This is a genomic window from Meiothermus luteus (genome assembly GCF_003574085.1).
Taxonomy (GTDB): domain Bacteria; phylum Deinococcota; class Deinococci; order Deinococcales; family Thermaceae; genus Meiothermus; species Meiothermus luteus.
This window is the reverse complement of record NZ_QWKZ01000047.1, coordinates 1-21,691: the sequence shown is the minus strand read 5'-3', so window position 1 is coordinate 21,691 and position 21,691 is coordinate 1. Positions and strand designations below refer to the sequence as shown.

At 65.9% G+C, this 21,691-nt stretch carries 22 protein-coding genes, 2 pseudogenes and 1 riboswitch; of the genes and pseudogenes, 9 read left to right on the top strand and 15 right to left on the bottom strand.

The annotated features are described in order from the left end of the window. The 3 genes and pseudogenes from Mlute_RS08340 to Mlute_RS08330 form a co-directional block, all read left to right on the top strand. Positions 1-478 (top strand): annotated as a pseudogene (locus Mlute_RS08340) (sugar synthetase); the annotation flags it as partial. Further along, positions 475-2,154, top strand: a complete 1,680-nt coding sequence (locus Mlute_RS08335) for an ABC transporter ATP-binding protein (protein WP_119360253.1) — start codon at positions 475-477, stop codon at positions 2,152-2,154. The pseudogene Mlute_RS08340 and the gene Mlute_RS08335, both read left to right, overlap by 4 nt. Positions 2,155-2,169: 15 nt before the next feature. Then, a complete protein-coding gene (locus Mlute_RS08330) occupies positions 2,170-2,835 on the top strand; it encodes an RNA-binding protein (protein ID WP_119360252.1) in 666 nt (221 codons plus the stop codon). Here Mlute_RS08330 and Mlute_RS08325 read toward each other — a convergent pair. Together Mlute_RS08325 and Mlute_RS08320 are read right to left on the bottom strand one after the other, a co-directional pair. Continuing rightward, entirely contained in the window at positions 2,825-3,517 is a 693-nt protein-coding gene (locus Mlute_RS08325) for an alpha/beta hydrolase (protein WP_119360251.1), read from the bottom strand. The genes Mlute_RS08330 and Mlute_RS08325 overlap by 11 nt on opposite strands. A gap of 8 nt (positions 3,518-3,525) precedes the next feature. Continuing rightward, positions 3,526-4,806, bottom strand: a complete 1,281-nt coding sequence (locus tag Mlute_RS08320) for an NAD(P)/FAD-dependent oxidoreductase (protein ID WP_119360257.1) — start codon at positions 4,804-4,806, stop codon at positions 3,526-3,528. A 125-nt stretch (positions 4,807-4,931) separates the two neighbouring features. Between Mlute_RS08320 and Mlute_RS08315 the strand changes: the two genes are divergently transcribed. Both Mlute_RS08315 and Mlute_RS08310 read left to right on the top strand, forming a co-directional pair. After that, entirely contained in the window at positions 4,932-5,408 is a 477-nt protein-coding gene (locus tag Mlute_RS08315; protein ID WP_119360250.1) for a cytochrome P460 family protein, read from the top strand. A 49-nt stretch (positions 5,409-5,457) separates the two neighbouring features. After that, positions 5,458-6,054, top strand: coding sequence for a MarR family winged helix-turn-helix transcriptional regulator (locus tag Mlute_RS08310; protein ID WP_245958906.1), 597 nt, complete (start codon positions 5,458-5,460; stop codon positions 6,052-6,054). On the opposite strand, the gene Mlute_RS08305 is transcribed toward Mlute_RS08310, so the two are convergent. Next, on the bottom strand, positions 6,051-6,515 hold the full coding sequence (locus Mlute_RS08305; RefSeq protein WP_119360248.1) for an Hsp20/alpha crystallin family protein: 465 nt from the start codon (positions 6,513-6,515) through the stop codon (positions 6,051-6,053). The genes Mlute_RS08310 and Mlute_RS08305 overlap by 4 nt on opposite strands. A gap of 208 nt (positions 6,516-6,723) precedes the next feature. On the opposite strand from Mlute_RS08305, the gene Mlute_RS08300 reads away from it, so the two are divergent. Genes Mlute_RS08300 through Mlute_RS08290 form a run of 3 tightly spaced genes read left to right on the top strand, consistent with a single transcriptional unit; the run spans position 6,724 to position 9,721 of the window. Next, positions 6,724-7,821 (top strand): COG1470 family protein, encoded by a 1,098-nt coding sequence (locus Mlute_RS08300; RefSeq protein WP_182482507.1) that lies wholly within the window; start codon positions 6,724-6,726, stop codon positions 7,819-7,821. A gap of 9 nt (positions 7,822-7,830) precedes the next feature. Beyond that, entirely contained in the window at positions 7,831-8,760 is a 930-nt protein-coding gene (locus tag Mlute_RS08295) for an ABC transporter ATP-binding protein (RefSeq protein ID WP_119360246.1), read from the top strand. Beyond that, positions 8,750-9,721, top strand: coding sequence for an ABC transporter permease (locus tag Mlute_RS08290; protein ID WP_119360245.1), 972 nt, complete (start codon positions 8,750-8,752; stop codon positions 9,719-9,721). The genes Mlute_RS08295 and Mlute_RS08290 overlap by 11 nt, the downstream gene beginning before the upstream one ends. Here the strand turns inward: Mlute_RS08290 and Mlute_RS08285 are convergent. From Mlute_RS08285 to ispD, 4 genes are all read right to left on the bottom strand, one after another. Next, complete coding sequence (locus tag Mlute_RS08285) at positions 9,650-11,248, bottom strand: ABC transporter permease (RefSeq protein ID WP_119360244.1); 1,599 nt, start codon at positions 11,246-11,248, stop codon at positions 9,650-9,652. The genes Mlute_RS08290 and Mlute_RS08285 overlap by 72 nt on opposite strands. Before the next feature lie 9 nt (positions 11,249-11,257). After that, positions 11,258-12,328, bottom strand: a complete 1,071-nt coding sequence (locus tag Mlute_RS08280; RefSeq protein WP_119360256.1) for a thiamine ABC transporter substrate-binding protein — start codon at positions 12,326-12,328, stop codon at positions 11,258-11,260. Positions 12,329-12,351: 23 nt separating this feature from the next. Continuing rightward, a riboswitch (TPP riboswitch) is annotated at positions 12,352-12,448 on the bottom strand. A gap of 35 nt (positions 12,449-12,483) precedes the next feature. Further along, positions 12,484-13,311 (bottom strand): 4-(cytidine 5'-diphospho)-2-C-methyl-D-erythritol kinase, encoded by an 828-nt coding sequence (gene ispE, locus Mlute_RS08275; RefSeq protein ID WP_119360243.1) that lies wholly within the window; start codon positions 13,309-13,311, stop codon positions 12,484-12,486. Further along, positions 13,299-13,934, bottom strand: coding sequence for a 2-C-methyl-D-erythritol 4-phosphate cytidylyltransferase (gene ispD / locus Mlute_RS08270; RefSeq protein ID WP_119360242.1), 636 nt, complete (start codon positions 13,932-13,934; stop codon positions 13,299-13,301). The genes ispE and ispD overlap by 13 nt, the downstream gene beginning before the upstream one ends. A 78-nt stretch (positions 13,935-14,012) precedes the next feature. Here ispD and Mlute_RS08265 point away from each other — a divergent pair, with 78 nt between their 5' ends. Next, on the top strand, positions 14,013-14,789 hold the full coding sequence (locus Mlute_RS08265; RefSeq protein ID WP_119360241.1) for an undecaprenyl-diphosphate phosphatase: 777 nt from the start codon (positions 14,013-14,015) through the stop codon (positions 14,787-14,789). A 16-nt stretch (positions 14,790-14,805) separates the two neighbouring features. Here Mlute_RS08265 and Mlute_RS08260 read toward each other — a convergent pair whose 3' ends face one another. The 8 genes and pseudogenes from Mlute_RS08260 to Mlute_RS16050 all read right to left on the bottom strand — a co-directional run. Beyond that, positions 14,806-15,393 carry a UbiX family flavin prenyltransferase gene (locus Mlute_RS08260; RefSeq protein ID WP_119360240.1) on the bottom strand — a complete coding sequence of 196 codons (588 nt, stop codon included), beginning with the start codon at positions 15,391-15,393 and terminating at the stop codon, positions 14,806-14,808. Between the two features lie 45 nt (positions 15,394-15,438). Further along, positions 15,439-16,815, bottom strand: a complete 1,377-nt coding sequence (locus Mlute_RS08255) for an alanine/glycine:cation symporter family protein (RefSeq protein WP_119360239.1) — start codon at positions 16,813-16,815, stop codon at positions 15,439-15,441. 28 nt (positions 16,816-16,843) lie between these two features. After that, positions 16,844-17,629 (bottom strand): DUF4388 domain-containing protein, encoded by a 786-nt coding sequence (locus Mlute_RS08250; RefSeq protein WP_119360255.1) that lies wholly within the window; start codon positions 17,627-17,629, stop codon positions 16,844-16,846. Between the two features lie 42 nt (positions 17,630-17,671). Then, complete coding sequence (locus tag Mlute_RS08245; RefSeq protein WP_119360238.1) at positions 17,672-18,733, bottom strand: 3-dehydroquinate synthase; 1,062 nt, start codon at positions 18,731-18,733, stop codon at positions 17,672-17,674. Next, positions 18,714-19,259 (bottom strand): shikimate kinase, encoded by a 546-nt coding sequence (locus Mlute_RS08240; RefSeq protein ID WP_119360254.1) that lies wholly within the window; start codon positions 19,257-19,259, stop codon positions 18,714-18,716. The genes Mlute_RS08245 and Mlute_RS08240 overlap by 20 nt, the downstream gene beginning before the upstream one ends. 67 nt (positions 19,260-19,326) lie before the next feature. Further along, entirely contained in the window at positions 19,327-20,478 is a 1,152-nt protein-coding gene (gene aroC, locus Mlute_RS08235) for a chorismate synthase (RefSeq protein WP_119360237.1), read from the bottom strand. Between the two features lie 41 nt (positions 20,479-20,519). Further along, the gene (locus Mlute_RS08230; RefSeq protein ID WP_119360236.1) at positions 20,520-21,536 is read right to left on the bottom strand and encodes a homoserine dehydrogenase; all 1,017 of its coding nucleotides are present in this window, start codon (positions 21,534-21,536) and stop codon (positions 20,520-20,522) included. A 7-nt stretch (positions 21,537-21,543) separates the two neighbouring features. Further along, positions 21,544-21,691, bottom strand: a pseudogene (locus Mlute_RS16050) (ABC transporter substrate-binding protein); the annotation flags it as partial.

The window sequence follows — 21,691 nt, the reverse complement described above, 5'->3', positions numbered from 1 at the left end:
GGCCCGCTGGGCGGAGGGGCGGCTGCGCACCGAAGGGGGGGTGCTGGTAGAGGTGCTGGAGGAGCCCCAGCGCTATGCGGCCATGCGCCAGGCCCGGCTGGCCCTCACCCTACCGGGCACCAACACCCTCGAGCTGGCCCTGGCCGGCCTGCCCTCCGTGGTCCTCCTGCCCCTGCATAAACCGGAGATGCTCCCTTTGGAAGGCTTCTTGCACTGGCTGCTGCTCCTTCCGGGGGCCCGCCCGCTCAAGCAGGCCCTGGTGCGGCGGGTGGCCGCGCGCATCCCCTTCCTGGCCCTGCCCAACCAGTGGCTGGGCGAGGAGGTCTTCCCCGAACTCAGAGGCATCTTTTCCCCCGCTGAGGTGGCCCGGAAGGGGCTGGCGTTGCTGGAGCGGGGCCCTCAGGTCCAGGCTCGGCTGGCCCGCCTGGGGGCCGAGGCCGGGGCGGACAACCTGGTGGCGCACGTACTCTCGCTATGAACCTGCTCCGCCTGCTCTATCCATTCTGGCCGCAGGGGCTTTTGGCCCTGGTCCTTTCCACTCTGCCCGCCCTTGCCCAGGCCCTCCTGCCCGCCCAAGTGGTCAAGCCTCTTTTTGACCAGGTGCTGGCCGGGGGGTTTGCTCGGCTCGAGCCGGTGCTGCTCGTGGGGCTTGGGCTGCTGGGCCTGCTGGTGCTGGGAGGGTACCTGTTGGAAGCCTTTGTGGGCTATCTTTCGGTCAAGATTCCGGCAGTCTGGCGGGAGCGAGTTTTTGACCGCCTGTTGGCGGCTGACCTGCGGGCCCTACCCTCTTCTGCGGGTGGGCTTACCGGGCGGTTGGTGGCGGACCTGAAGGAGCTCGAGGGGTTCGTCTTCTACAGCCTGGGGGGTCTTCTGGCCCAAGGGGTGCTGCTGCTTGCGGTTTTGTGGCAGCTCTTGCAGAACTACACCGAGCTGACCCTGTACCTAATGGCTTCTTTGCCCCTGTGGGGCCTGCTTCTGGCCTGGGTTGGGGGTTGGGTGAGCCGCTACAGCCAGCACACCCAAGCTGCCCTAGAGCGGCTTTCGGGGCGGATGGCGGAGGGGTTTGGCCGCCTCGAGCTCATCCGGGCCTTGAGCCTGGAGGGCTTTGCCCGGGAGCGCTTCCGCCAGAGCAACCGCAAGCAGTACCGGTTGGGCCGCACCCGGACGCTTATCGCGGCCCTGAACCTCCCTTTGGGCCAGCTCGCTACCACCTCCTTGCTGGGGCTTCTGTTGTACCTGGGGGTGGGGGCGGTCCAGCGGGGCCAGATGACCACCGGCGACCTCAGCGCTTTTCTGACCCTCCTGGCGCTGACCATCACCCCCTTGCAGACCCTGAGCCGCCTGGGGACTGGCTTCGCGCAAGCCGAGGGGGCAGCGGCCCGGGTGGTGGAGCTGCTCACCTTGCCCCAGGCCCCCAGCGGGGGCTCGTTGGCGCCAGCGCAGATGACGGGCCGGCTGGAGCTTCGCGGCCTAGGCTTCGCCTACCCCGGGGGGGCGCCGGTGCTGCGGGGGGTAAACCTTTGCCTGCCCCCGGGTTCCTTCACCGCCCTGGTGGGGCCTTCTGGGGCGGGCAAGAGCACCTTGTTGCGGCTGATTTTGGGGTTGTATCCCCCCAGCGAGGGCCAGGTGCTGCTCGATGGGCACGACCTCCAGGGGTATGAACCCCGCTGGCTGCGCGCTCGCATAGCCTGGGTGCCCCAAGAACCCCTGCTGTTTGCCGGAACCGTGCAGGAGAACCTGGCGGCTTTGGCCCCTGGGGCCACCCCAGAGGCCATGGAACAGGCCCTAAGGACTGTGGGGCTGTGGCCCGATGTAGGCCTACAAACCCGCCTGGAGGACGAGGGGAGCGGGCTTTCGGTGGGTCAGCGCCAGCGCTTGGCGATCGTCGCTGCGCTGCTGCGCGAGGCCAGGATTCTTCTCTTGGACGAGGTTACGAGCGCCCTAGATAAAAACAGCGAGGCCCAGGTGGTGGCGGCCCTCGAGGCGATTCGCCCGGGTCGGACGATCCTGGTGGTGGCCCACCGCCTTTCCACCGTGCAGCGTGCGGACCAGATTGTGGTGATGGAACAGGGGCGGGTTGTGGAGATAGGCCGGCATGAGGAGCTTATGGCCCGGGGTGGGCTGTACGCCCAGCTTTGGAAGGGCTATACATAAAGTGGGGATTTGACGATGCTCGAGGCGTACATAGGCAAGGCCCGTGGGGGCCGGGTGGTGCAGACCCTCTTTTTGGAGGCTGAGGTGCTGGAGGAGCTGCGGCGGAGGGCCCAAGCCGAGGGGCTTGGGTTTCAGGCCTTTGGGGGGTTGCCCTTGGCCCTGCGGCGGGTGGCGGTGCTCTATCCTCCCCAGGTGCCGGAGGTTTCCGACCCCACCGTGGTCTTGTACCTTCCCTCGCTGGAGGAGGCTGAGGCCATGGAGGCGCGGCTGCGGGCGGGGGTTGAGCCGGGCTTGGTGGGGGATTTGGAGCCCACGGAGGGCGGCTTTTTGCTGGCGGTCCTGCCCAAAGCCCTGCCTGCCTTGCAGGCCCTGGGGGTGGAGGCCCGGCCAGCCAGCCCCGACCAGCTTCCCCAGGCCCACGAGCGGGTGCGAAGCGTGGTGGTTCCCAGCCTGCGGGTGGATGTGGTGGGGGCGCGGGGCTTTGGGGTCTCCCGGAGCTACTTCGCCCAAGGGGTTAGGGCGGGCAAGGTACGGCTTAGAGGCCGGGTGGCCTTGGCCAAGGACGAGCTTCAGGAGGGCGACCTGATGCTGGCAGAGGGCTTGGGCAGCCTGCTGGTGCGCCGGGTACTGGGCCAGACCAAGCGGGGCAATGTGAAGCTCGAGCTGGAGGTCAAGCGCTAGCCAGCCTTTCCTTGAGCCAGACGGCGATGTCTTGGGAGACCTGCTCAGCTAAGGGGTCTAGGAGCATGTCGTGCTGGCTGGGGTAGCTTCGGTACTCCTTGTGGGGGCTGCCGAGGAGGCTGAAGTAGCGCTGTACTGCTGCCTCGGGTACGGTGTCGTCTTGGGCGGCCTCGAGCACCAGGGCAGAGGCCCGCACCCGCGGCAGAAGCCTTGGAAGCTGCCGTTGCAGCGCGATAAGTTGTGTCAGGGCCACGGTGGGGAAGTTGGGGTAGTTGGGGCTCTTGGCTTGCCGGGCGGCTACCTGAGCGGGGTCTGTGCTGTAGGCCCAAGGCTTGAAGGGATGGAGCAGGGGAGCCAGGTAGGCCAGCCGGTTTTTGAAGCCTAGAGCGGGTGCTAGGGCTACCAGCGCGGCGGTTTCGTGTTCGGCGGCCAGCCAGCCGGCCAGCAGGCCCCCCATGGAAAGTCCCACCACCGCCCGTGGCTCGGGTAGGGCCAAGTAGGCTTCCCGGGCGGTTTGGAGCCAGTCCTGCCAGCGGACGTGCCGCAGGTCTTCCGGGCGGGTGCCGTGGCCGGGTAGGGTGGGTTGGGCCACGTTGAACCCGGCTCCCCGCAGGAGATTGGGCAAGGGCCCCATGGTCCGGATGGGGTGGGAGGTGAAGCCGTGCAGAACCAGGACGTTCATGGACGTTCCTAGCTTAGCACCTGGGGGCTTGGACCCTCCCGCTCGGCGAAGCTATGCCGATGATGCATCACCCGCACGGCGAAGTCGTAGGTTAGGTAGCTGTAGGCCCAGTTGGAGAAGACCATCAGCCGGTTGCGCAGGCCCACTAGATAGTAAAGGTGTACCCCCAGCCAGGCCCCCCAGGCGGGAAAGCCGTATATCCTCAGGGGGCCTACCTCGGCGATGGCGTGGCTGCGCCCTAGGGTGACCATGCTACCTTTGTCCTTGTAGCGGAAAGGGAGCTGGGGCTCCTTTCGTAGGGATCGCAGGATGTTGCGAGCAGCCCAGGCCCCTTGCTGCATGGCGGCAGGGGCTACTTGGGGATAGGGCCGGTCGTCTGGTCCCTCCAGGTAGTTCAGGTCGCCGACCACGTAGACGGAAGGGGCTTCCGGGAGGAAGAGCGCGGGGGTAGTGGCCACGCGCTGCCCCCGGGTGGTGGGCAGGCCGGGCAGGGGGTGCCCGCTCACCCCGGCGCTCCAGATGACGTTGTGGCTGGGGATGAAGGTCCCGCTGTGTAGCCGGACGCCTTGGGGGGTCACCTCCACCACCCGCTCGCCCAGCCGCAGCTCCACCCCCAGTCGTTCCAAGAAGCGCTGGGCGTAGGTCCTCGAGCCCGGCTTGAAGGTACCCAAGAGGTGAGGTGCGCTTTCCACCAGGGCGATTCGTACCTCTGAAGGGTGGAGGCTTGGATAGTCCCGAGCAATCACGTGGCGGCGCAGCTCCCCTAGCGCCCCAGCCAACTCTACGCCGGTGGGCCCGCCCCCCACCACCACAAAGGTCAGCAGGGCCCGCCGGCGCTCAGGGTCCTGGGTGCGCTCCGCCTCCTCGCAGGCCGACAGGATTCGGTCGCGAATCCTCATCGCCTCATCAAGGGTTTTGAGGCCTAGGGCGTGTTGAGCCACGCCCGGCAGGCCGAAGTCGTGCGTGCGGCTGCCGGTGCCGATGATGAGGTAGTCGTAGGGCAGGGGCCGGCCTTCTACCCAAAGAACCTGGTCCTTCAGGTCGGCCCCCTCGGCCCTGCCCAACAGGAAGCGGACGTTGGACCGCCTGCGTAGGTAAGCCCGTATGGGGAAGGCGATCTGGGGAGCCTCCAGGCCTGCGGTGGCCACCTGGTACAAAAGCGGCTGGAACAGGTGGTAGTTGTTCCGGTCCACCAACACCACCTCTATATCCGGCCGGCCTGAGAGCACCCGTACCGCGTGCAGGCCGGCGAAGCCCGCGCCTAGAACCACCACCCTCTTGCGCTGCATCTTTCCTCCTAGGGACATCTGTCCCGAGGACATTGTACCTCTTTTCACAAGAAGGCACCAGCCCTTGACAGCGGGGGGGGGCGGCGTGGCATATATTTAGGAGTCCTAAAAATAGGAGGTGAAGCATGGTGAGGGTTTTCGCGCTTCTCTCAGCTCTAGGCCTTTTGTTCTGGGGTCTTGGGCAGACCGGGGGTACAGTGGCCTACCCCCAGGGCTACCGGACCTGGACCCACGTCAAGAGCATGATTGTGGAAAAGGGGCACCCTCTGTACGAGCTGGTGGGGGGCCTTCACCACATCTATGCCAACGAAAAGGCTATGCAGGGCTACCGGGCCAACCCCCGGGTCTTTCCTGAAGGGTCGGTGATTGTCTTTGACCTGCTCGAGCCGGTGGTGGGGAACCACGCGGTGGTGGAGGGCGAGCGCAAGGCGGTGATTGTGATGGAGAAGGATAGCCGCCGGTTTGCCCGCACCGGCAACTGGGGTTATGCCCTTTTTCCTGGAAACAGCCGCACCCCGGCCAACATAGACGTAAATAGCTGCTACGAGTGCCACAAGGGGGCGGCCAACACCGATTTTGTTTTCAGCGTGTACCGCCCTTGAAGGATAGAATACGGGCAGAGGCAGCGCCTAAGCCCGTATGAACACTGCCTTGCAAGATCGCCTCGCTGGAGCCCTAGAGCGCCTAGCTCAGGCCCAGCGGGTGCTTTGGTGGCTCAAGGCTGAGCCCCTGGGCCTGAGCCCTACCCAGGCCCAGATTCTCCTGCACCTAGGGCGCCGCCCGACGGAACGGATCGGGGAATTGGCCGAGGTCTTTGACCTGACCCCTGCTACGGTGAGCGAAGCGGTGCGCTCCTTGGAGGCTAAGGGGCTTCTACGCCGCGTTCCCGCTCCGGACCGGCGAAGCCGTGGGCTCGAGCTGACTGAGAAGGGAAAGGCTCTGGTGGGGTCCCTGGGGGACTGGAACCAGCCGCTTCGGGAGGCCTTGGATGGCCTTTCCTCGGAGGAGCAGGGGATGCTTTACCAGTGCCTTTTGCGTCTGCTGGCCAGTTTGGTGGAGGCTGGGGTGGTCACGGTGGGGCGGATGTGCTTGCTTTGCCAGCATTTCTGTCCTGCGGCAGCTCCTCTGGAGGCCCACTTTTGCGGGCTGTTGAAACGGCCTTTGGAACCACTTGAGCTAAGGCTAGACTGCCCGGAATTCGCGAAAAATGAAAGCCCCCATAAGGGGGCGGGGGTGGGCTTCCCTTAGGTCGCGCTGATGGCGATCCGCTTCACCCGGGCCTGCTCCACCTTGGGCAGGCTTAGGCGCAGGAGCCCATCGGCGATGGTGGCTTGGATTTTGTCCATCTCCACCGAGGCGGGCAGGGTGATGCTCTGGACGAAGCTCCCCCGGGGTAGCCCCCGCACCCAGTAGCGCCGCTCCCCGTCAGGGGCTTCAGGGTAGGTGCCCCGCACGGTGAGCTGGTTGCCCTCCAGCCGGACCTCCAGGTCGTCCTTCCGCAGCCCCGGGACCGCCATTTCCACCACCAGGCTGTCGTCGGTCTCGTAGAGGTCAAAGGCGTAGCCTCCGGTGCGCGGCGTGCTGCCCAAGGAAGCCGACACCTCGTTCCAAAGCCGATCAAACTCACTGAAGAGATCGCTTACGGTCGAGAGATTCCAGCTTCGCCAGGGCATCGTCTGAACTGGGATGTTCCGAACGATATCCAGCATACTGAAACCTCCTTCTGTCGTAGGGCCTCTCTCGCGGCTTGCCCTACCAAGCCTTATAATAAAAGTTGAGCCTTGTTTTGTCAAGTATCATTACACTTCTAATGCGGGATTAATCTTCCTCTCCTAGAGTCTTTGGTGGACAACGGCGTCTGGAGGTGCAAAAGTGCTACGCTTGGTTGCGCTCTTCCTACTGCTGGTGGGTTCGGCAATGGCCCAGGGATACCGGGGTTTGGCCCTTTACACCCCCTACCCCTCTCAAAGCGTGCGGGTAGGGGAGACGGTCAACCTATCCATCTCCCTGAAGAACTTTGGTTTACCCCCCCAGACCGTGCAGGTGCGGGTGGTAGAGGTGGCCCCAGGGTGGAAGGCCAGCCTGCTGGGGGGGGGGCGGGTGATTTCTGCGGTGTACGCCCTTCCCGATGCCGAGCAGAACCTCTCGCTTCGCCTGGAGCCGCCTCAGCGGGTACAGCCCGGTACCTACCGCTTCCGCCTAGTGGCGGAGGGGAGTGGAGGTGCGAGGGCTGAGCTGCCCATCGTTTTGACCCTGGGGCAGATTCTGCCCAAGCGGCTCTCCTTGGAAACGGAGTTGCCTGTGCTAAAGGGGGTTCCCACTGCGAGCTTCCGTTATCGGGTGACCCTCAAGAACGAGAGCGACCAGGATTTATTGGTGAACCTGGAGGCGGATGCCCCTCAGAACTTCCGGGTGAGTTTCAGCACCGCTTTCGGAGGGCAGGAGATAAACAGCCTGCCCCTCAAGGCTGGGGAAAGCCGGGACCTGGACGTCCAGGTGACCCCGCCCCGCCAGGTGGAGGCCAAGCCCTACGCGGTGACCTTGCGGGCTTTGGCGGGGGATGCCAGGGCTGAGCTGGTGGTCAATCTGGACATCACCGGGCAGGTGGAGCTGAGCCTTTCTACCCCCGAGGGGCGGCTTTCGGGCCGGGCCTACGCGGGCCGGGAGAACCCCATCAAACTGGTGGTGAAGAACACCGGCAGTGCCCCGGCGGAAAGCGTGGAGCTTTCAGCCAGCGAGCCTTCGGGGTGGGAGGTTAAGTTTGAGCCGGAAAAAATTGAGAACATCGCCCCGGGTGGGGAGGCCGAGGTGACGGCTCGGGTTAAGCCCTCCCCTCGAGCCGTGGCCGGCGACTACATGCTTACCTTCCGGGCCTCAGCGGGCAGCGCTTCAACCTCGGCGGACTACCGGGTCACGGTGCAGACCTCCACCCTTTGGGGCCTGGTGGGGGTGGCCTTGATCGCGGTGGCGGTAGGGGCGGTGGGCTTTGCGGTTTCGCGTTTTGGGCGGCGCTAGGAGGCCCTCATGGTCATTGAAACCCAAGGCCTGACCAAGCGCTACGGGAAGGTGGTGGCGGTGGAGGGGCTGAACCTCGCCGTTGAGGCAGGGGAGGTCTACGGCCTTTTAGGCCCCAACGGCTCTGGAAAAACCACCACCATCCTGATGCTTCTCGGCCTCACCGAGCCCACTGCGGGCACGGTGCGGGTGCTGGGTTTTGACCCTGTGCGGGAGCCTCTTTCCCTAAAGAAGCAGGTCGGCTACCTGCCTGACTCGGTGGGCTTCTACGGTGAGATGACCGCCTGGGAAAACCTGGCCTACATCGCTCGGCTGAACGGCCTGCCCAAGGCCGAGGCTGAGGTGCGCATGAGGCAAGTGTTGGAGCGTATGGGCCTCGCGGAGGTGGCCGACCGGCCAGTAGGCGCCTTCTCCCGAGGGATGCGTCAGCGGCTGGGGCTGGCCGAGGTGCTCCTGAAGGAGCCTAAGGTGGTGATTCTGGACGAGCCCACCTTGGGTTTGGACCCCGAGGCGGCCCAGGAGTTCTTGGGGATGATCCGGGGGCTAAAGGCGGAGGGGATTACGGTGCTCCTTTCCTCCCACCTCCTCCACCAGGTGCAGGCCATCTGCGACCGGGTGGGGCTTTTCCACAGAGGCAAGCTGGTGCTGGAAGGCCGGGTGGAGGAGCTGGCCCAGCGGGTTCTGGGAGGTGCCTACCGGATACGGGTGGGGGCCAGCCCCCTAGAGGGGTTGTCCGAGCGCCTGGGGGCCTTGCCAGGGGTAGCCCGGGTCCAGCTCGAGGGAACAGAGCTGCGCCTAGAGGCCACCCAGGATGTGAGGCCCCAGGTGGCCCGGGCCGTGCTGGAGGCAGGAGCATCCCTGAACAGCCTGGTTTTAGAGCAGCCGAGCCTGGACGAGGTTTACGCCCGCTACTTCCAGGAGGTGCGCCATGCAGCCTAGCCTCAAAGGTCGGCGGGAGGGTTCGCCCTGGGTGGGGCTCTGGGCGGTCTTCTTCAAGGAGATGGCCGACCACTTGAGCAGCACCCGGATGCGAATTCTGGAGGTGTTGATTCTGTTCTCGGCAGTGGGGGCAGTCTACGCTGGCGCCCAGACCCTGCGCCAAACCGTGAGCGAAGACCCCTTCCTGCTCCTGCGGGTCTTCACCGCCGCGCAGGACCCCCTGCCCTCTTTTGTGGCCTTCTTGAGCTTTTTTCTGCCCTTGGCGGCCATCGCCTTGGGCTTTGACGCCATCAACGGGGAGTACAACCGCAACACCCTTTCCCGCGTGCTGGCCCAGCCTATCTATCGCGACGCCCTTTTGTGGGGCAAGTTCCTGGCCGGGTTGGCTACCCTGGCCCTGATCCTGCTGGCCCTTTTCCTTTTGGTGGTGGGGCTTTCGCTAATCTTCCTGGGGGTGCCGCCGGATGGGGAGGAGGTGGGCCGGGCCTTGCTCTTCTTGCTGGCCACCCTGGCTTACGCTGGGGTCTGGTTGGGAATTGCCCTGGTCTGCTCGGTGCTCTTCAGGAGTGCCGCCACCTCGGCCCTGGCGGCCATTGCGGTCTGGCTGTTCTTCGCGCTCTTTTGGGGGATTATCGCCCAGCTCCTGGCCCAGGCGATGGCTCCTTATGACCCCTTTGACCCTGAGAGCGAGCTGCGTCAGGCCGAGGCCCTTCTGGCTTTTTCACGGGTTTCGCCCAATACCCTTTACGCCGAGGCCATCCAGGCCCTTCTGAACCCTGGGGTGCGGAGCCTAGGGCCGGTGCTCATCAGCCAGCTCCAAGGGGCCCTTTTGGGTTCGCCGCTGCCCCTGGGGCAGAGTTTGCTGCTGGCCTGGCCCCAGCTCACCGGGCTAATCGCGCTTACCCTTTTGCTTTTTGCCCTGGCCTACGTGCTCTTTCAGCGGCGGGAGGTGCGGGCCTGAGCTGGGGCTGCTGAGGGGCTCGCGCTGGAGGCCCAGGACCAGGGCTGTGCAGAGGCCCATCAACACCACCGCCAGCACCATGGCCTCGTAAAAGGGGAGCGCTCCGGGGCGACCCAGCCGCTCGTAGATGGCCAGGGAGAGGGTGGTCCACTCCGGCCGTTGGAGGGTTAGGGTAGCCCCAAACTCCCCCAGCACCGCGGCCAAGGCCAGGCCCAGCCCGGCGAGGGCCGAGGGGCGTACCAAAGGCCACTCCACCCGGAAGAAGCGCCGCCAGGGGGAGGCGCCGAGCACCCTTGCCGCCTCGAGCGTGCCCCTGGGCAGCCCTTGGAGGGCGGGCAGCAGGCTGCGGGCCAGCAGGGGGTAGCTGAGCAGGGTGTAGGCCCCTATAAGCAGCAGCAGCGAGCCCCTTTGGCCGGGATAGGCCAGTAGGTAACCCAGGCCCACCGCTACCGGCGAGACCATCAGCGGCAGGAGCCCCAGCCCATCCAGCCAGCCGGCTCCCCTCCAGACCGCATAGGCGTATAGAACCCCCAGGGTGAGGATGGGCAGGAGGGCCAGCCCGGCGAAGGCCAGGGTGTTCCCCAGGGCCTGCGTCCCCGGGGTGAACTCGAGGCTGCGCCAGACCGAAAGCCAGGCCGAGGGGCGCTCCAAAGCCCGCCAGAGCAGGGCCAGCAGGGGGCTGTAGAGCAGCCCAAGGAACAGGCCGACCCCCACGCCTACCCCCCAAGCCCGCCCCGGCGGGAGGGGCAGCGGTGCTTCGGCCCCCTCCAGGCCAACGGAGAGACGGGTTTGCAGCCAGGTGTACCCCAGGATGACCACCAGGGTAACCCCAAGCTGCATCAGGACCAGGGCGCTGGCCTCGGGGAAGGCCAGGCGCTGGGCTAGAGCGTAGTAGGTGGCGACCTCGAGCGTGGCCCATTCGGGCCCTCCCAAGAGCAGCGGTACCCCGAAGCTGGTGAAGCAGAACAGGAAGACCAGGCTGCCCCCAGAGAGCAGGGCAGGGAATAGGACAGGTACCCCCACCCGGAGGTAGGCCCGCAGCGGGTGGGCCCCTAGGGTACGGGCGGTCATCAGCAGGCGGCCGACGCTGGGCAGGAGCGCCACCAGAGGGCGCAGCACCAGGCCCAGGTTGTACAGCACCGCGGCCCAGAACAAGGCCCAGGGGGTGCCGTAAAGGTTTAGCCCCAGGGGGCCCTGGGGCCCCAGCAGGGCCAGAAACCCCAGGGCCACCGCTAGGGTAGGCAGCACCAGCGGTACCGTGGAGAAAGCCAGCCAGAAGCCCCTCCCGGGAAAGCGGTAGCGGAAGAGGTAGGCCAAGGGAACCGCCAGCCCAATGCAGAGCAGGGCTGAGCCGGTACCGTAGGCCAGGCTCCAGGCGAGCCGGGAGAGGTAGTAGGGGTCGGTGAGGGCCGCCCCCAGGCCTTCACCCAGCCCCAGGGCCACGATCCGGCCTAGCGGGTAGACCAAGGCCAGCCCCAAGAAGAGCAACACTAGAAGGGCCAGCCAGAAAGGGGCCGGAGGGCGCATTCTTGGCCCCTAGCGGCGGGCCTTGACCGCTTCGGCGCTCTGTCCTTGGACCACCACCTGGGTCCACTCGCGGATCCAGCGCTCCCGGTTTTGGGCAATTTGCTGAGGGGTGAGGCGGGCCGGCTGGGGGGGTATCTCCGCAAAGCGGAACACCTCGGGCAGCCGGGCCTCGCGGTGGGCTGGGTAGACCCACATCTCGGTAGGGATGCTCTCCTGCACTGGTTTGGAGATGAGCCAGTCCACGAAGCGCTGGGCGGCCCTCAGGTTGCGGGTGCCCTTTAGAATGCCCACGTACTCTACCTGGAAAAAGGCGCTGCCGGGGAGGAAGAGGTTGGCGGTGGGGGGCTGGTTGGGCTTGGGCCTGGCCTCGCTGTAGTAAAGCTCGGCGGCCGGGCTGGTGCTGTACGAAACCACCAGCGGCCGGTCGCCGCCGGCGCGGGTGAAGTGGGTGTAGTAGGCCTCGCTCCAGCCGCTGACCACCCGCACGCCGTTTTTGCGCAGTTCCTCCCAGAAGTCCAAGTAGCGCTCCTCACCTAAGGTGGCCACCGTAGCCAGTAGGAAGGCCAGGCCTGGGGAGCTGGTGGCTGGGTTTTGCACCACCAGCAAGCGGGCGAACTCTGGGGTGGCCAGCTCGAGCAGGCTTTGGGGCAGCGGGCGGTTTTGGAACTGGGCGCGGTCGTAGTTGAGGGCCACGTAGCCGAAGTCTACCGGCGTGGCGCGAAAGGTTTGGTCAATGAGGAGATTAGGGCGGAGCCCGGCCAGCCTGGGGGAGCGGTAGGGCTGCAGGATGTCGGCCTGCAGCGCGCGGGAGAGCAGGGTGTTGTCAAAGCCGTAGATGACATCCGCGATGGGGGCCCCTTTGCTCAGGATGGCCTTGTTCAACATCTCCCCCGCGTCGCCACCCTTGAGGAAGCGGAGCCTAATTTGGCTTTCGCGCTCAAACTGGGCCACCAGGCTCTTCTCCAGGTTGAAGCTGTTGTGGCTCAGAACGGTGAGGGTGGTCGGCTGGGCCTGTGCGGGGAAGAGGCCGGCCAGCACGATCAGAAGGCCAGAGGCTAAACTCCGGTTGTTGGGGTGCATAAAAAATCCCTCCATGTCATCGGGAGGGTGTGCTGTCATGCTCCCTACGGCGGTACTAACCGCATCAGGTTCAAAGGGTCTCTCTCAGCCTGGCCATCCCAGGCACCCCCGATGACGCTCGGATGATACGGCTTTTGCAGCAATTTTCCTAGGCCCTAGCTCACGGTCTGGGTGGCCACAATCCAGAAGCTGGGGTACTGTAGGCGCAGCTTCTGCGCGATGGATTGGGCCTGGTCCTGGTCTTGGGCCAGGCCAAAGAGGGTGGAACCTGAGCCCGACAGCAGCACGCCTTTCAGGCCGGTGCGGTAGAGGGCCCGCTTGAGGGTTTCCAGGAACGGGTAAAGGCGGAAGACAGGGCCTTCTAGGCTGTTCCAGTAGGGGGGCTCCTCCCCGGAGCGAAGGGCTTCCAGCAGGCCTGCTGTGTCCAGCTCCCCTTGCCAATCGGAGGGGGTGAGGTGGCGGTAGGCCTCCGCTGCCGGGATGGCTATTCCCGGGTTGACCAGTACCAGGTGGGCCTGGACCGGGGGCAAGGGGGTAAGGCGCTCGCCTATCCCCCGTCCTTCGGCCAGGCCCCCCAGCAGGAAAAAGGGCACGTCGGCCCCCAACCCTAGGGCGAGGGGGAAGAGGTCTAGGCCACGGGGATAGAGCCGGGCTAGGGCCCTAAGGGTGGCCGCCGCATCGGAAGAACCCCCGCCCAGCCCGGCGGCCAGAGGTAAGCGCTTTTCCAGCACCACCCGCACCCCCCCAGGCCAGCCGGCCGCCTTCAGGTAGGCCACAGCAGCCTTGTAGACCAGGTTCTCGCTGGGGGTTGGGAGGTGGGCGCCCCGCACCTCCAGCTTCACCCCCTCGGGAAGGGGCTCTACGAAGAGCCGGTCGGCCACCCCCACGGCCGCGAAGAGGGTGTGCAGCTCGTGGTAGCCGTCGTCCCTGCGCCCCAGGACCGAGAGCCCCAGGTTGACCTTGGCCGGGGCTAGAACGTCCATACCTTCGCCATCCCTTCGGCCAGGAGCAGGTCCTCGGGGTAGGTGACCTTGAACATCCGGCGGTCGCCTTCCACCAGGGCTACCGGGTGGCCCATGGCCTGCACGAGCTGGGCGTCGTCGGTATACTCCCGGCCCTCCGCGCGGGCTCGCAGGTGGGCCTGCCAGAGCAGCTCGCGCTTGAAGCCCTGGGGGGTTTGTACCAGCCGGTACCGCTCCCGGGGTATGGCCGTCCCATACTGGCCCGCCTCCTCCTGCACCAGGGTGTCCGGAACATCCACCGCTAGGGTAGCGGCCCCAGTTTTCCGTACCGCCTCCATGAGCCGCTGCACCGCCTCGGGGACCACAAAGGGGCGGGCCACGTCGTGGACAAGCACCAAGGAGCCGCTGGCAGCTTGCAGAAGGTTGAAGACGCTCTGCTGACGGGTTTGGCCTCCGGGCACGGTTTTTGCTGGTAGGGCCAGCTCCGCGCCGGGGGGTAGGGCTACCACAACCTCATCGGCCCAGGCAAAAGCCTCCAAGGCCCACTCCAAAAGGGATTTTCCCCCCACTCGCAAAAACGCCTTTGGCCCTTGGCCGATTCGCACCCCCAGGCCGGCGGCAGGGAGCAACACCGAGACCCTCACGGCTGGCATGGTAACCCACCGACGCGGGGTGAGGTCAAATCTCCACCTGGCTTTAATCTCGCGTGGTATCCTCGGCCCGTGACGGTTTTTGAGGCGTTCATCCTGGGTGTTTTGGAAGGGCTTACTGAATTTTTGCCTATCTCCTCCACCGGACACCTGACCTTAGCCGCCCACCTGCTGGGCTTGGACATCCAAAACGACCCCTTTATCAAGAGCTTTGTGGTGGTGATTCAGCTTGGGGCCATCCTGGCGGTGCTAACCCTTTACTTTCGCCGCTTTTTGCGCGATGTAGAGGTCTGGAAGCGCATTATCCTGGCCTTTATTCCCACCGGGCTGCTGGGCTTTTTGCTCGCGGATGTGATTGAGGGGGTGTTTTTGGGCAATGACCTAATCGTGGTGGTGAACCTCGTAGGGGTAGGGGTTGTTTTGCTCCTCGTGGACCGCAGCCTGGAGCGGCGTAAGCGCTACGACGATGTGAACCAGATGCCCCCCTGGAAGTCGGTCCTAGTGGGGTTGGCCCAGGCCTTGGCGATGATGCCAGGAGTCTCCCGCAGCGGGGCCACCATCGTGGGGGGGATGGCGCTGGGGATGTCCCGCAAGGCCGCCGCGGAGTTCTCCTTTATTCTGGCTGTGCCGACCATGCTCTCGGCCACCGGGTTTTCCCTTTTTCGTCACCTGGACGAATTCCGCGCGGAGGGTTGGGTTCTTTTGGCGGTGGGCTTTGCCGCAGCCTTTCTCTCAGCTTTGCTCACCGTGCGCTGGCTTCTTTCCTTTGTGAGCCGCAGCAGCTTTGCCCCTTTTGCCCTATACCGCATTCTCGTAGGGATAGTCTATGGGGTCTTCTTCCTGCGCTGAGCCTCTGGAGTAGGGTTTAGTCCAGCTCGAGCTCCACCCCCTCCCCCCAGCGGGGCGCCCGCTCGTAATCCAGGCCGAATAGGTCTAGGATGCGCTGGGTGAGGAAGGCCAGCAGGTCGTCAATGGTCCGGGGCTTGTGGTAGAACCCCGGCGCTGCGGGGAGGATGGTAGCCCCGGCCTGGGCGGCCTTGAGCATCGCCTCGAGGCTCGGCAAGGGGAGCGGGGCCTCCCTGGGTACCAGCACCAGCCGACGGCGCTCCTTCAGGGTTACGTAGGCGGCCCGGGTGAGCAGGTTGTCGGCCAAGCCGTGGGCCACCTTGGCCAGGGTGGTCGCGCTGCACGGCACCACCACCATGCCCATGGTGCGGAAACTTCCGGAGGCGATGGGTGCGCCCAGGTCGCTGCTGCGGTGCACCCGGTGGGCCAGGGCTTCCACCGACTCCACGGTTTCGCTGGCCTCCTCCACCAGCACCCGCTTGGCCCCCTGGGTCATGACCAGGTGGACCTCCAGCCCCGGCACGCGCCGCAGGGTACGCAGAAGGTCTAGCGCATAGGGCATGCCTGAGGCTCCGGAAAGGCCTACCACCAGCCGTCTGGGTGTCATGGCCCTTAGTCTACCCGTGGGGCTTGCCTAAAAAAGGCGCAGGGGCTACTCCTCTTGGGGGGGCTGCCAGGGGAGCCCCTGGAAGAACTCCCCTACCAGCCTGCCCACCAAGCCGCCCAGGGCCAGCAAGGCGATTAGGTTGGGGATGGCCATGAGGCCGTTTAGGGTATCGGCCACGGCGGTCAGGGCGGCCAGGCCCCCCAGGGGCCCCACGAAGGCGAAGGCCACGAAGGTCAGCCGGTAGGGCCAGCGTACCCCTTCGCCAAAGAGATAAGCGGCGCCCTCCTCGCCGTAGAAACCCCAGGAGGCCATGGTGCCCAGGGCGAACACCACCAGCATTGAGGCCAGCATGGGCACGCCGAGGGGATGCTCGGCGAAGAGGTGGCGGATGGCCTCCACCCGGTCCCCCCCCAAGAATCGCTCCCAAAGGCCGCTGGCGATAAAGGTCAGGGCCATAAGGGTGGTCACAAACAGACTTACGAGCATCTCGGTGAGCCCCCAGAAGCCCTGCCGCACCGGGTGATCCACCTGGGCTTGGGCGTGGGCGATGGCTGCGGAGCCCAGCCCGGCCTCGTTGGCGAAGATGCCCCGCCCCACCCCGGCCTTGAGGATTTCCGCGAGGCCCAGGGCGACGGCAGCTCCGGCGGCACCGCTGGCCGCGGCTTGAAAACTCAGGGCTGAGGAGAAGATTAGGGTAAAAGCAGCGGGCAGCTCGCCGATATGGAGGACCAAGAGGGGCAGTACCCCCAGTAAGAAGAGGGCCAGCTTGAGGGGGACGATAAACTGGGCGAACCGGGCCACCCACTGGATACCGCCACCCAGGAGTATCCCAATCAGCAGGGCCAGCAGGAGCCCGGTGATGGCCGGGGGGATACCGAACTCCTGCAAAAGGGCGTTGCCCACCGCCCCGGCCTGGGTTAGATTCCCAATACCAAAGGCTGCCGCTGCAGTGAAAAGCGCGAAAAGAGCGGCCAACCAGGCCATTCTTTTGCCCAGCCCATAGCGGATATAGACCATCGGCCCCCCCATCACCGAGCCATCGGTGTATTGCCGGCGAAAGTGCACCGCCAGCACAGCCTCGGCGAACTTCGTGGCCATGCCCACCAGGTAGGCTGCCCACATCCAAAGCACCGCGCCAGGGCCTCCCAGCAACACGGCCCCCACCATACCCACCAGGTGCCCAGTGCCCACCGTGGCCGAAAGCGCCACCATGGCCGCTTGAAAAGGGGTAATCTGGCCACCGAAACTCAGTGAACGCTCCCGGATGGCCCCTAGGGTTTCCCTAAGGGCCACCCCTAGGCGGCTGAACTGGACGAAGCCCGTGCGCAAGGAGAGGTAGAGGCCGACCAGGATAAAGACCAGCATCATCCCTGGGCCATAGACGGCTTGGTTGAGCGGTTCGTTGAGGGCAAGTATGTCCATGGCGCTTCCTCGCAGGCTTGTGGTTCGGTTAGGTTTGGGGCTCCGGCCAGGCCTCCACCCACACCCCCCGTCTGAGCTGGAAGCGGCGCAGGTCGGCTTCAAAGAGCCCTAGCCGGCCCTGCATGTGCGGGCGGGCTTCTGGGCGCAGGCGGGCCTCGAGCTGCGGGGTGCGCACCCGCACCTGGAAGGGACCTCCCACCAGGGCCTGCCAGCGCCCGAAGAGTTCCACGTCCACCACCGCTACACCCCCCCCCTTTCCATACAAAGAGAGTACCACCAGGGCTTCGGGTTTGGTCTGCGGCTGTGGCCGGGCCTCTAGAAGGCCTAGCTCGAGCAGTTTGGCCAGCACCTGGGCGGCCTCGAGGGGAGAGGCGTGGTTCATCAGCGCCTGGGCGATTCTCTTCCCCTCGGCCTGGGCCAGCACCCGAAGCTCCAGCGGGCTGAGCCGAACCTGCTGTGGGGATGGGCAGCCCTGCAGGACCAAGCCCCAGTCCTGGGGCAGCCGAATTTCCTTCCAGGCCTCGAACTGGTGCAGGATGAGCCGGTAGGTGCTGAGGTTGGGTTCGATGCTCTGGGCAGGGGCGGGCTGATTTACCTCAAAGCGGAAGGGGGCAGCGGGGACCCCGGCCAGCAGCTCCATAGCTGCCAAGCCCTTCAGCGGCCCGGCTTCCGCGTGCACCAGGTAGCCGTTTTGCAGGTAGATGGCCCCTGAGAACAGGGGGTGTTGGACCAAGAGGGCCCCACCCCGGGTAGCCCCCATCAGGGCCTCCAGCAGCCGCAGCAGGGGAAACTCGGCCAGGTTTCCGCTCAGCATGGTTAGCCTCCCCAAGGGTGCTTTGGCCTCCGGCGTACGCCGTCATTCTAAGGGAGGACCCTTGGCCAAGCGGCCTGGCCCGGGGCTGGCCAGGCTCAGCAGCTCCGTGTAGCAGTCAAGCAAAACCCCTTCGGCGACCGGCCGCACCTCGAGCCGCCCTAGCCCCATGGGCACCACCCAGCGCAGGGTATGGTCCTGTTTCTTTTTGTCCCGGAGCAAGAAAGGGAAGAGGGCCTCCCAGGGCAGGGGGGGCAGAGGGGGGGGCTCGAGCCAGCCCAGAAGCCGCTTCACGGTAGGCACCAGGTCGGCCCCGCCCAGCGCCCGCCCCAGCAGGGCGGCAAAAAGGAGCCCGTAGGCCACCGCCACCCCGTGCGAGAGCCCTCCCTGGGTAGCCCCTTCCAGGGCGTGGGCCAGGGTGTGCCCCAGGTTGAGCTTGCGCCGCTCGCCCTGTTCGGTGGGGTCAGCCTCTACAATCCCAATCTTGACCTCTACGGCTCGCGCCAGGTACTCCTCCAGGCCCGCCCAGTCGGGTTTTAGCAGCTCTACCCGCAAAAGCGCCTCGTCTCCACGGATGAGGCCGTGTTTGAAAGCCTCCACCAACCCCTCTTTGAAGAGGGAAAGGGGCAGGGTAGCCAGGGCTTCGAGGTCGGCGTAGACCCCTTTGGGCGGGTGGAAGGCCCCCACCAGGTTCTTGCCTTCGGGCAGGTTGAGGCCGGTTTTGTTGCCCACCGCGGCGTCCACGATGGCCAGGGTGGTGGTGGGGAGGCTGAGGTAGCCGATGCCCCGCAGGTAGGTGGCGGCCACGAAACCCCCTAGGTCGGTCAGGCTGCCCCCGCCCACGATGTAGAGGGTGGTGTCGCGGGGCAGGGCATTTTTCGCCAGCCAGGAGAGCACCCGGCCGTAGACCGAGAGGCGCTTGGCCCCCTCACCGCCCCGCAGGCCTAGGGTGTGGCCGATGCCCAGCCGTTGGGCCAGCCTTTGCGCATAGGAGGAGGCTGCTTGGTCGTAAAGCAACGCCTTGGGGCCAGGGAGGGCCGGCACCTCGAGGCCTCGGCCGATCTGGACGGGATAGGGGATGGGGTGTCTAACCTCTAGGCTGTGCATAGTCCCAAAGCTGCTCTATGATCTCCTCCACCACCTCGGGGATGCGCCGACCATCGGTGGAGACGTGCAGGGGGGCCTGTCGGTAAAGGCCCTCGCGTTCGGCCAGGAGCTGGCAGATGCGCTTGAAGGGGTCGGGGCTTCCCAAAAGAGGGCGCTCGCCAGGGCGGCGGCGCACCCGCTCAAAGATGGTCTCCGGGCTGGCCCACAGGGCCACCACCGGTCCTCGAGCCAGGAGCCGGGCGCGGTTTTCCGGGTTCACGAAGGTGCCCCCGCCCAGGGAGAGGACCAGGTAGTCCTTTTGGGTGAGCTCCTCCACCGCTGCCGCCTCGAGCTGGCGGAAGGTGGCCTCGCCTAGGTGCCGAAAGATGTCGGCCACCGAAAGACCCATCTGCCGCTCTATGTAGCGGTCAAGGTCAATAAAGTGCAGCATGAGCGAACGGGCCAGCTCCCGCCCGATGCGGCTCTTGCCCACCCCCATAAACCCGGTCAGGGCCACCCAGGTGACGGGACGTTCTATTTGGACCATAGGCCGCTCGCTCATGGGGTCTTTGGGGGTATTAGGTTACATCGGGGGGCGATTTATTCCAAGCCGTTCAGTAGGCCCGCACCCGTTGTTTGTAGTGCTCTACCCGCTCTACCAGCTCCTCCAGGGTGTCCCCGCCAAACTTTTCCAGATAGGCCTGGGCCAGCACGATGCCCACCAGGGCCTCTAAAATCACACTGGCCGCGGGCACTGCGGTCACATCGGAGCGCTCGCGGGCGGCGTCGGCGGGTTGATGGGTCACCACGTCCACCGTGGGCAGGGGCTTCATCAGGGTTGCGATGGGCTTCAAGGCGGCCCGCACCACCAACTCCTCCCCGGTGCTCATCCCGGCCTCGGTGCCGCCAGCCCGGTTGGTTTTGCGGTAGTAGCCCCGGCCCTCCTCCCAGTAGATCGCGTCGTGGACCTCTGAGCCTGGCTTCATGGCGTTGGCAAAGGCCGGGCCAATCTCCACCCCCTTGATGGCGGGGATGCTCAGGACCATTTGGGCGATGCGCCCGTCTAGCTTGCGGTCCCAGTGGGCATGGGAGCCTAGGCCCACCACCAGCCCCCGGAAACGGGCCTCCACGATACCCCCCAGGGTATCGCCCGCGGCCTTGGCTGCGTCAATCCGTCGGATGACCTCGGCCTCGGCCTGTGGATCCGTCATCCGCACGGGGCTTTGCTCAACGCGGTCCTTTAGGCTCCAGTCAAAGGGCACCTGGCTCCACACCCCGGCCATTCCGTCCACAAAGGAGGCGCTTTCCACCCCAAAGAAGGAAAGCAGCTTGTGAGCGATGGCCCCAATAGCCACCCGCATGGCCGTCTCGCGGGCCGAGGCCCGCTCCAAAACATCCCGCAGGTCCTTGTGGCCGTACTTGATGCCCCCCGAGAGGTCAGCGTGGCCGGGCCTGGCCGCGGTAAGGGCCTTTTTGCGCGGCTCGTTGCCTGGAGCCGGATCCATGATCTCCACCCAGTTGCGGTGGTCGCTGTTTTTTATAACCAGCGTCAGCGGGGCCCCGGTGGTGCGCCCGGCCCGCACCCCGCTTAGAAACTCCACCGTGTCGGTCTCTATCACCATCCGGCGCCCGCGGCCGTAGCCCCCTTGCCGCTTTTTGAGCCAGGGATTGATGTCCTCCACGCTGAGAGGGAGCTGGCTGGGCAGGCCTTCTACGATGCCGGTGAGCTGAGGCCCGTGGGACTCTCCAGCGGTCAGAAAACGCATGAACAGAATCTAGCACAACTGGGGTAGGGCCCAACGAGGGATCAGGCCTCCTCGAGCTGCTCCACCTCGAGCCCCAGGGCTGGAACAATCTGGGGGATGGGCCGGTGGCCTGGGGCCCCCGAGAGCCAGCGGTAGAGGTCGTCCATCACCGCGCTGGCCGTAACCGCGCCGCCCGCCCCTGCCCCGGCGAAGTAGAGGGTACCGATGGGCTCACCTCGGTACACCAAGGCGTTGCGCCCGCTGCCCAGGAGGACCAAAGGGTGCTCCAGAGGCAGCCGCACGGGCCGCACCGCGGCCACCCAGGCCCCGTCCTCCGGGTAGAGGCTCGCCACCAGCCGGATGGCCTGCCCGGCCTGGCGGGCCTCGGCCAGCGCCTGGGGGGTTAGGTGCTCAATTCCGCGGGTGCGTTTCAGCACCTGGGCCCACTCGAGGGCCGGGTCTACCGTGAGCCGGCCCAGCACACATATTTTGTGGGCGGCGTCAATCCCCCCCACGTCCAGCCTGGGGTCGGCCTCTAGGTAGCCCAGCCGGCCAGCCTCTTCAAAGGCCTCTTTGTAGCTTGCCCCTTCCTCCATCCGGCGGATGAGGTAGCTGCAGGTGCCGTTCACGATTCCGTGCAGCTCCCGCGCCTGGTTGCCCCACAGGCTTTGCAGAGCCCCCAGCACGGGGGTTCCGGCCATCACGCTGGCCTCGTAGTAGAGCCGGCCCCGCTCAGCGTAGGGCCGCAGCTCGCGCCAGCGTTCGGCCAGGAGCGCCTTGTTGGCGGTGATGACCGGGAGCCCTCTTGAGAGGGCCTCCAGGACCAGGTCGCCTACCCTGCCAGTGCCCCCAGCCACCTCTACCAAGACCTCTACGCCGTCCAGAAACCCCTCGGGGTCGGTGGTGAGGAGCTGGGGGGGGATTCCAGGGCGGCTTTTTTGGGCCTCGCGCACCAGTACCCGGACCAGCTCGAGCCGCACCCCAAGGGCCGCCAGCCGGTCTTGGTGCTGGGGCAGCAGCCCCACCCAGGCCTGTCCCACAGTGCCCGCTCCCAAAAGCGCAACGCGAACCGTTTTCATGGGCTAAGCCTACCAGATGTGGCCCCTGCCCTTGCTCCCGCGCGGCCCGGATCAGGATGGGCTCTACGGTGAGCACATAGCCCTGGAGGATTACAAAGTCGGGCTGGGTCTGGCGCAGCTTGGTTACGATGGGGGTGGCGTCGGCGATGGCCAGG

Excerpts from the sequence above, each read along its gene's own strand:
- Mlute_RS08335 (WP_119360253.1), top strand. The coding sequence starts at position 475 with ATGAACCTGCTCCGCCTGCTCTATCCATTCTGGCCGCAGGGGCTTTTG.
- Mlute_RS08285 (WP_119360244.1), bottom strand. The coding sequence starts at position 11,248 with ATGCGCCCTCCGGCCCCTTTCTGGCTGGCCCTTCTAGTGTTGCTCTTC.
- Mlute_RS08300 (WP_182482507.1), top strand. The coding sequence starts at position 6,724 with ATGGCCCAGGGATACCGGGGTTTGGCCCTTTACACCCCCTACCCCTCT.
- Mlute_RS08230 (WP_119360236.1), bottom strand. The coding sequence starts at position 21,536 with ATGAAAACGGTTCGCGTTGCGCTTTTGGGAGCGGGCACTGTGGGACAG.
- Mlute_RS08320 (WP_119360257.1), bottom strand. The coding sequence starts at position 4,806 with ATGCAGCGCAAGAGGGTGGTGGTTCTAGGCGCGGGCTTCGCCGGCCTG.
- Mlute_RS08325 (WP_119360251.1), bottom strand. The coding sequence starts at position 3,517 with ATGAACGTCCTGGTTCTGCACGGCTTCACCTCCCACCCCATCCGGACC.
- Mlute_RS08295 (WP_119360246.1), top strand. The coding sequence starts at position 7,831 with ATGGTCATTGAAACCCAAGGCCTGACCAAGCGCTACGGGAAGGTGGTG.
- Mlute_RS08330 (WP_119360252.1), top strand. The coding sequence starts at position 2,170 with ATGCTCGAGGCGTACATAGGCAAGGCCCGTGGGGGCCGGGTGGTGCAG.
- Mlute_RS08250 (WP_119360255.1), bottom strand. The coding sequence starts at position 17,629 with ATGCTGAGCGGAAACCTGGCCGAGTTTCCCCTGCTGCGGCTGCTGGAG.
- ispE (WP_119360243.1), bottom strand. The coding sequence starts at position 13,311 with ATGGACGTTCTAGCCCCGGCCAAGGTCAACCTGGGGCTCTCGGTCCTG.
- Mlute_RS08305 (WP_119360248.1), bottom strand. The coding sequence starts at position 6,515 with ATGCTGGATATCGTTCGGAACATCCCAGTTCAGACGATGCCCTGGCGA.
- Mlute_RS08245 (WP_119360238.1), bottom strand. The coding sequence starts at position 18,733 with ATGCACAGCCTAGAGGTTAGACACCCCATCCCCTATCCCGTCCAGATC.
- Mlute_RS08280 (WP_119360256.1), bottom strand. The coding sequence starts at position 12,328 with ATGCACCCCAACAACCGGAGTTTAGCCTCTGGCCTTCTGATCGTGCTG.
- Mlute_RS08240 (WP_119360254.1), bottom strand. The coding sequence starts at position 19,259 with ATGGTCCAAATAGAACGTCCCGTCACCTGGGTGGCCCTGACCGGGTTT.
- Mlute_RS08255 (WP_119360239.1), bottom strand. The coding sequence starts at position 16,815 with ATGGACATACTTGCCCTCAACGAACCGCTCAACCAAGCCGTCTATGGC.
- Mlute_RS08260 (WP_119360240.1), bottom strand. The coding sequence starts at position 15,393 with ATGACACCCAGACGGCTGGTGGTAGGCCTTTCCGGAGCCTCAGGCATG.
- Mlute_RS08315 (WP_119360250.1), top strand. The coding sequence starts at position 4,932 with ATGGTGAGGGTTTTCGCGCTTCTCTCAGCTCTAGGCCTTTTGTTCTGG.
- aroC (WP_119360237.1), bottom strand. The coding sequence starts at position 20,478 with ATGCGTTTTCTGACCGCTGGAGAGTCCCACGGGCCTCAGCTCACCGGC.
- Mlute_RS08290 (WP_119360245.1), top strand. The coding sequence starts at position 8,750 with ATGCAGCCTAGCCTCAAAGGTCGGCGGGAGGGTTCGCCCTGGGTGGGG.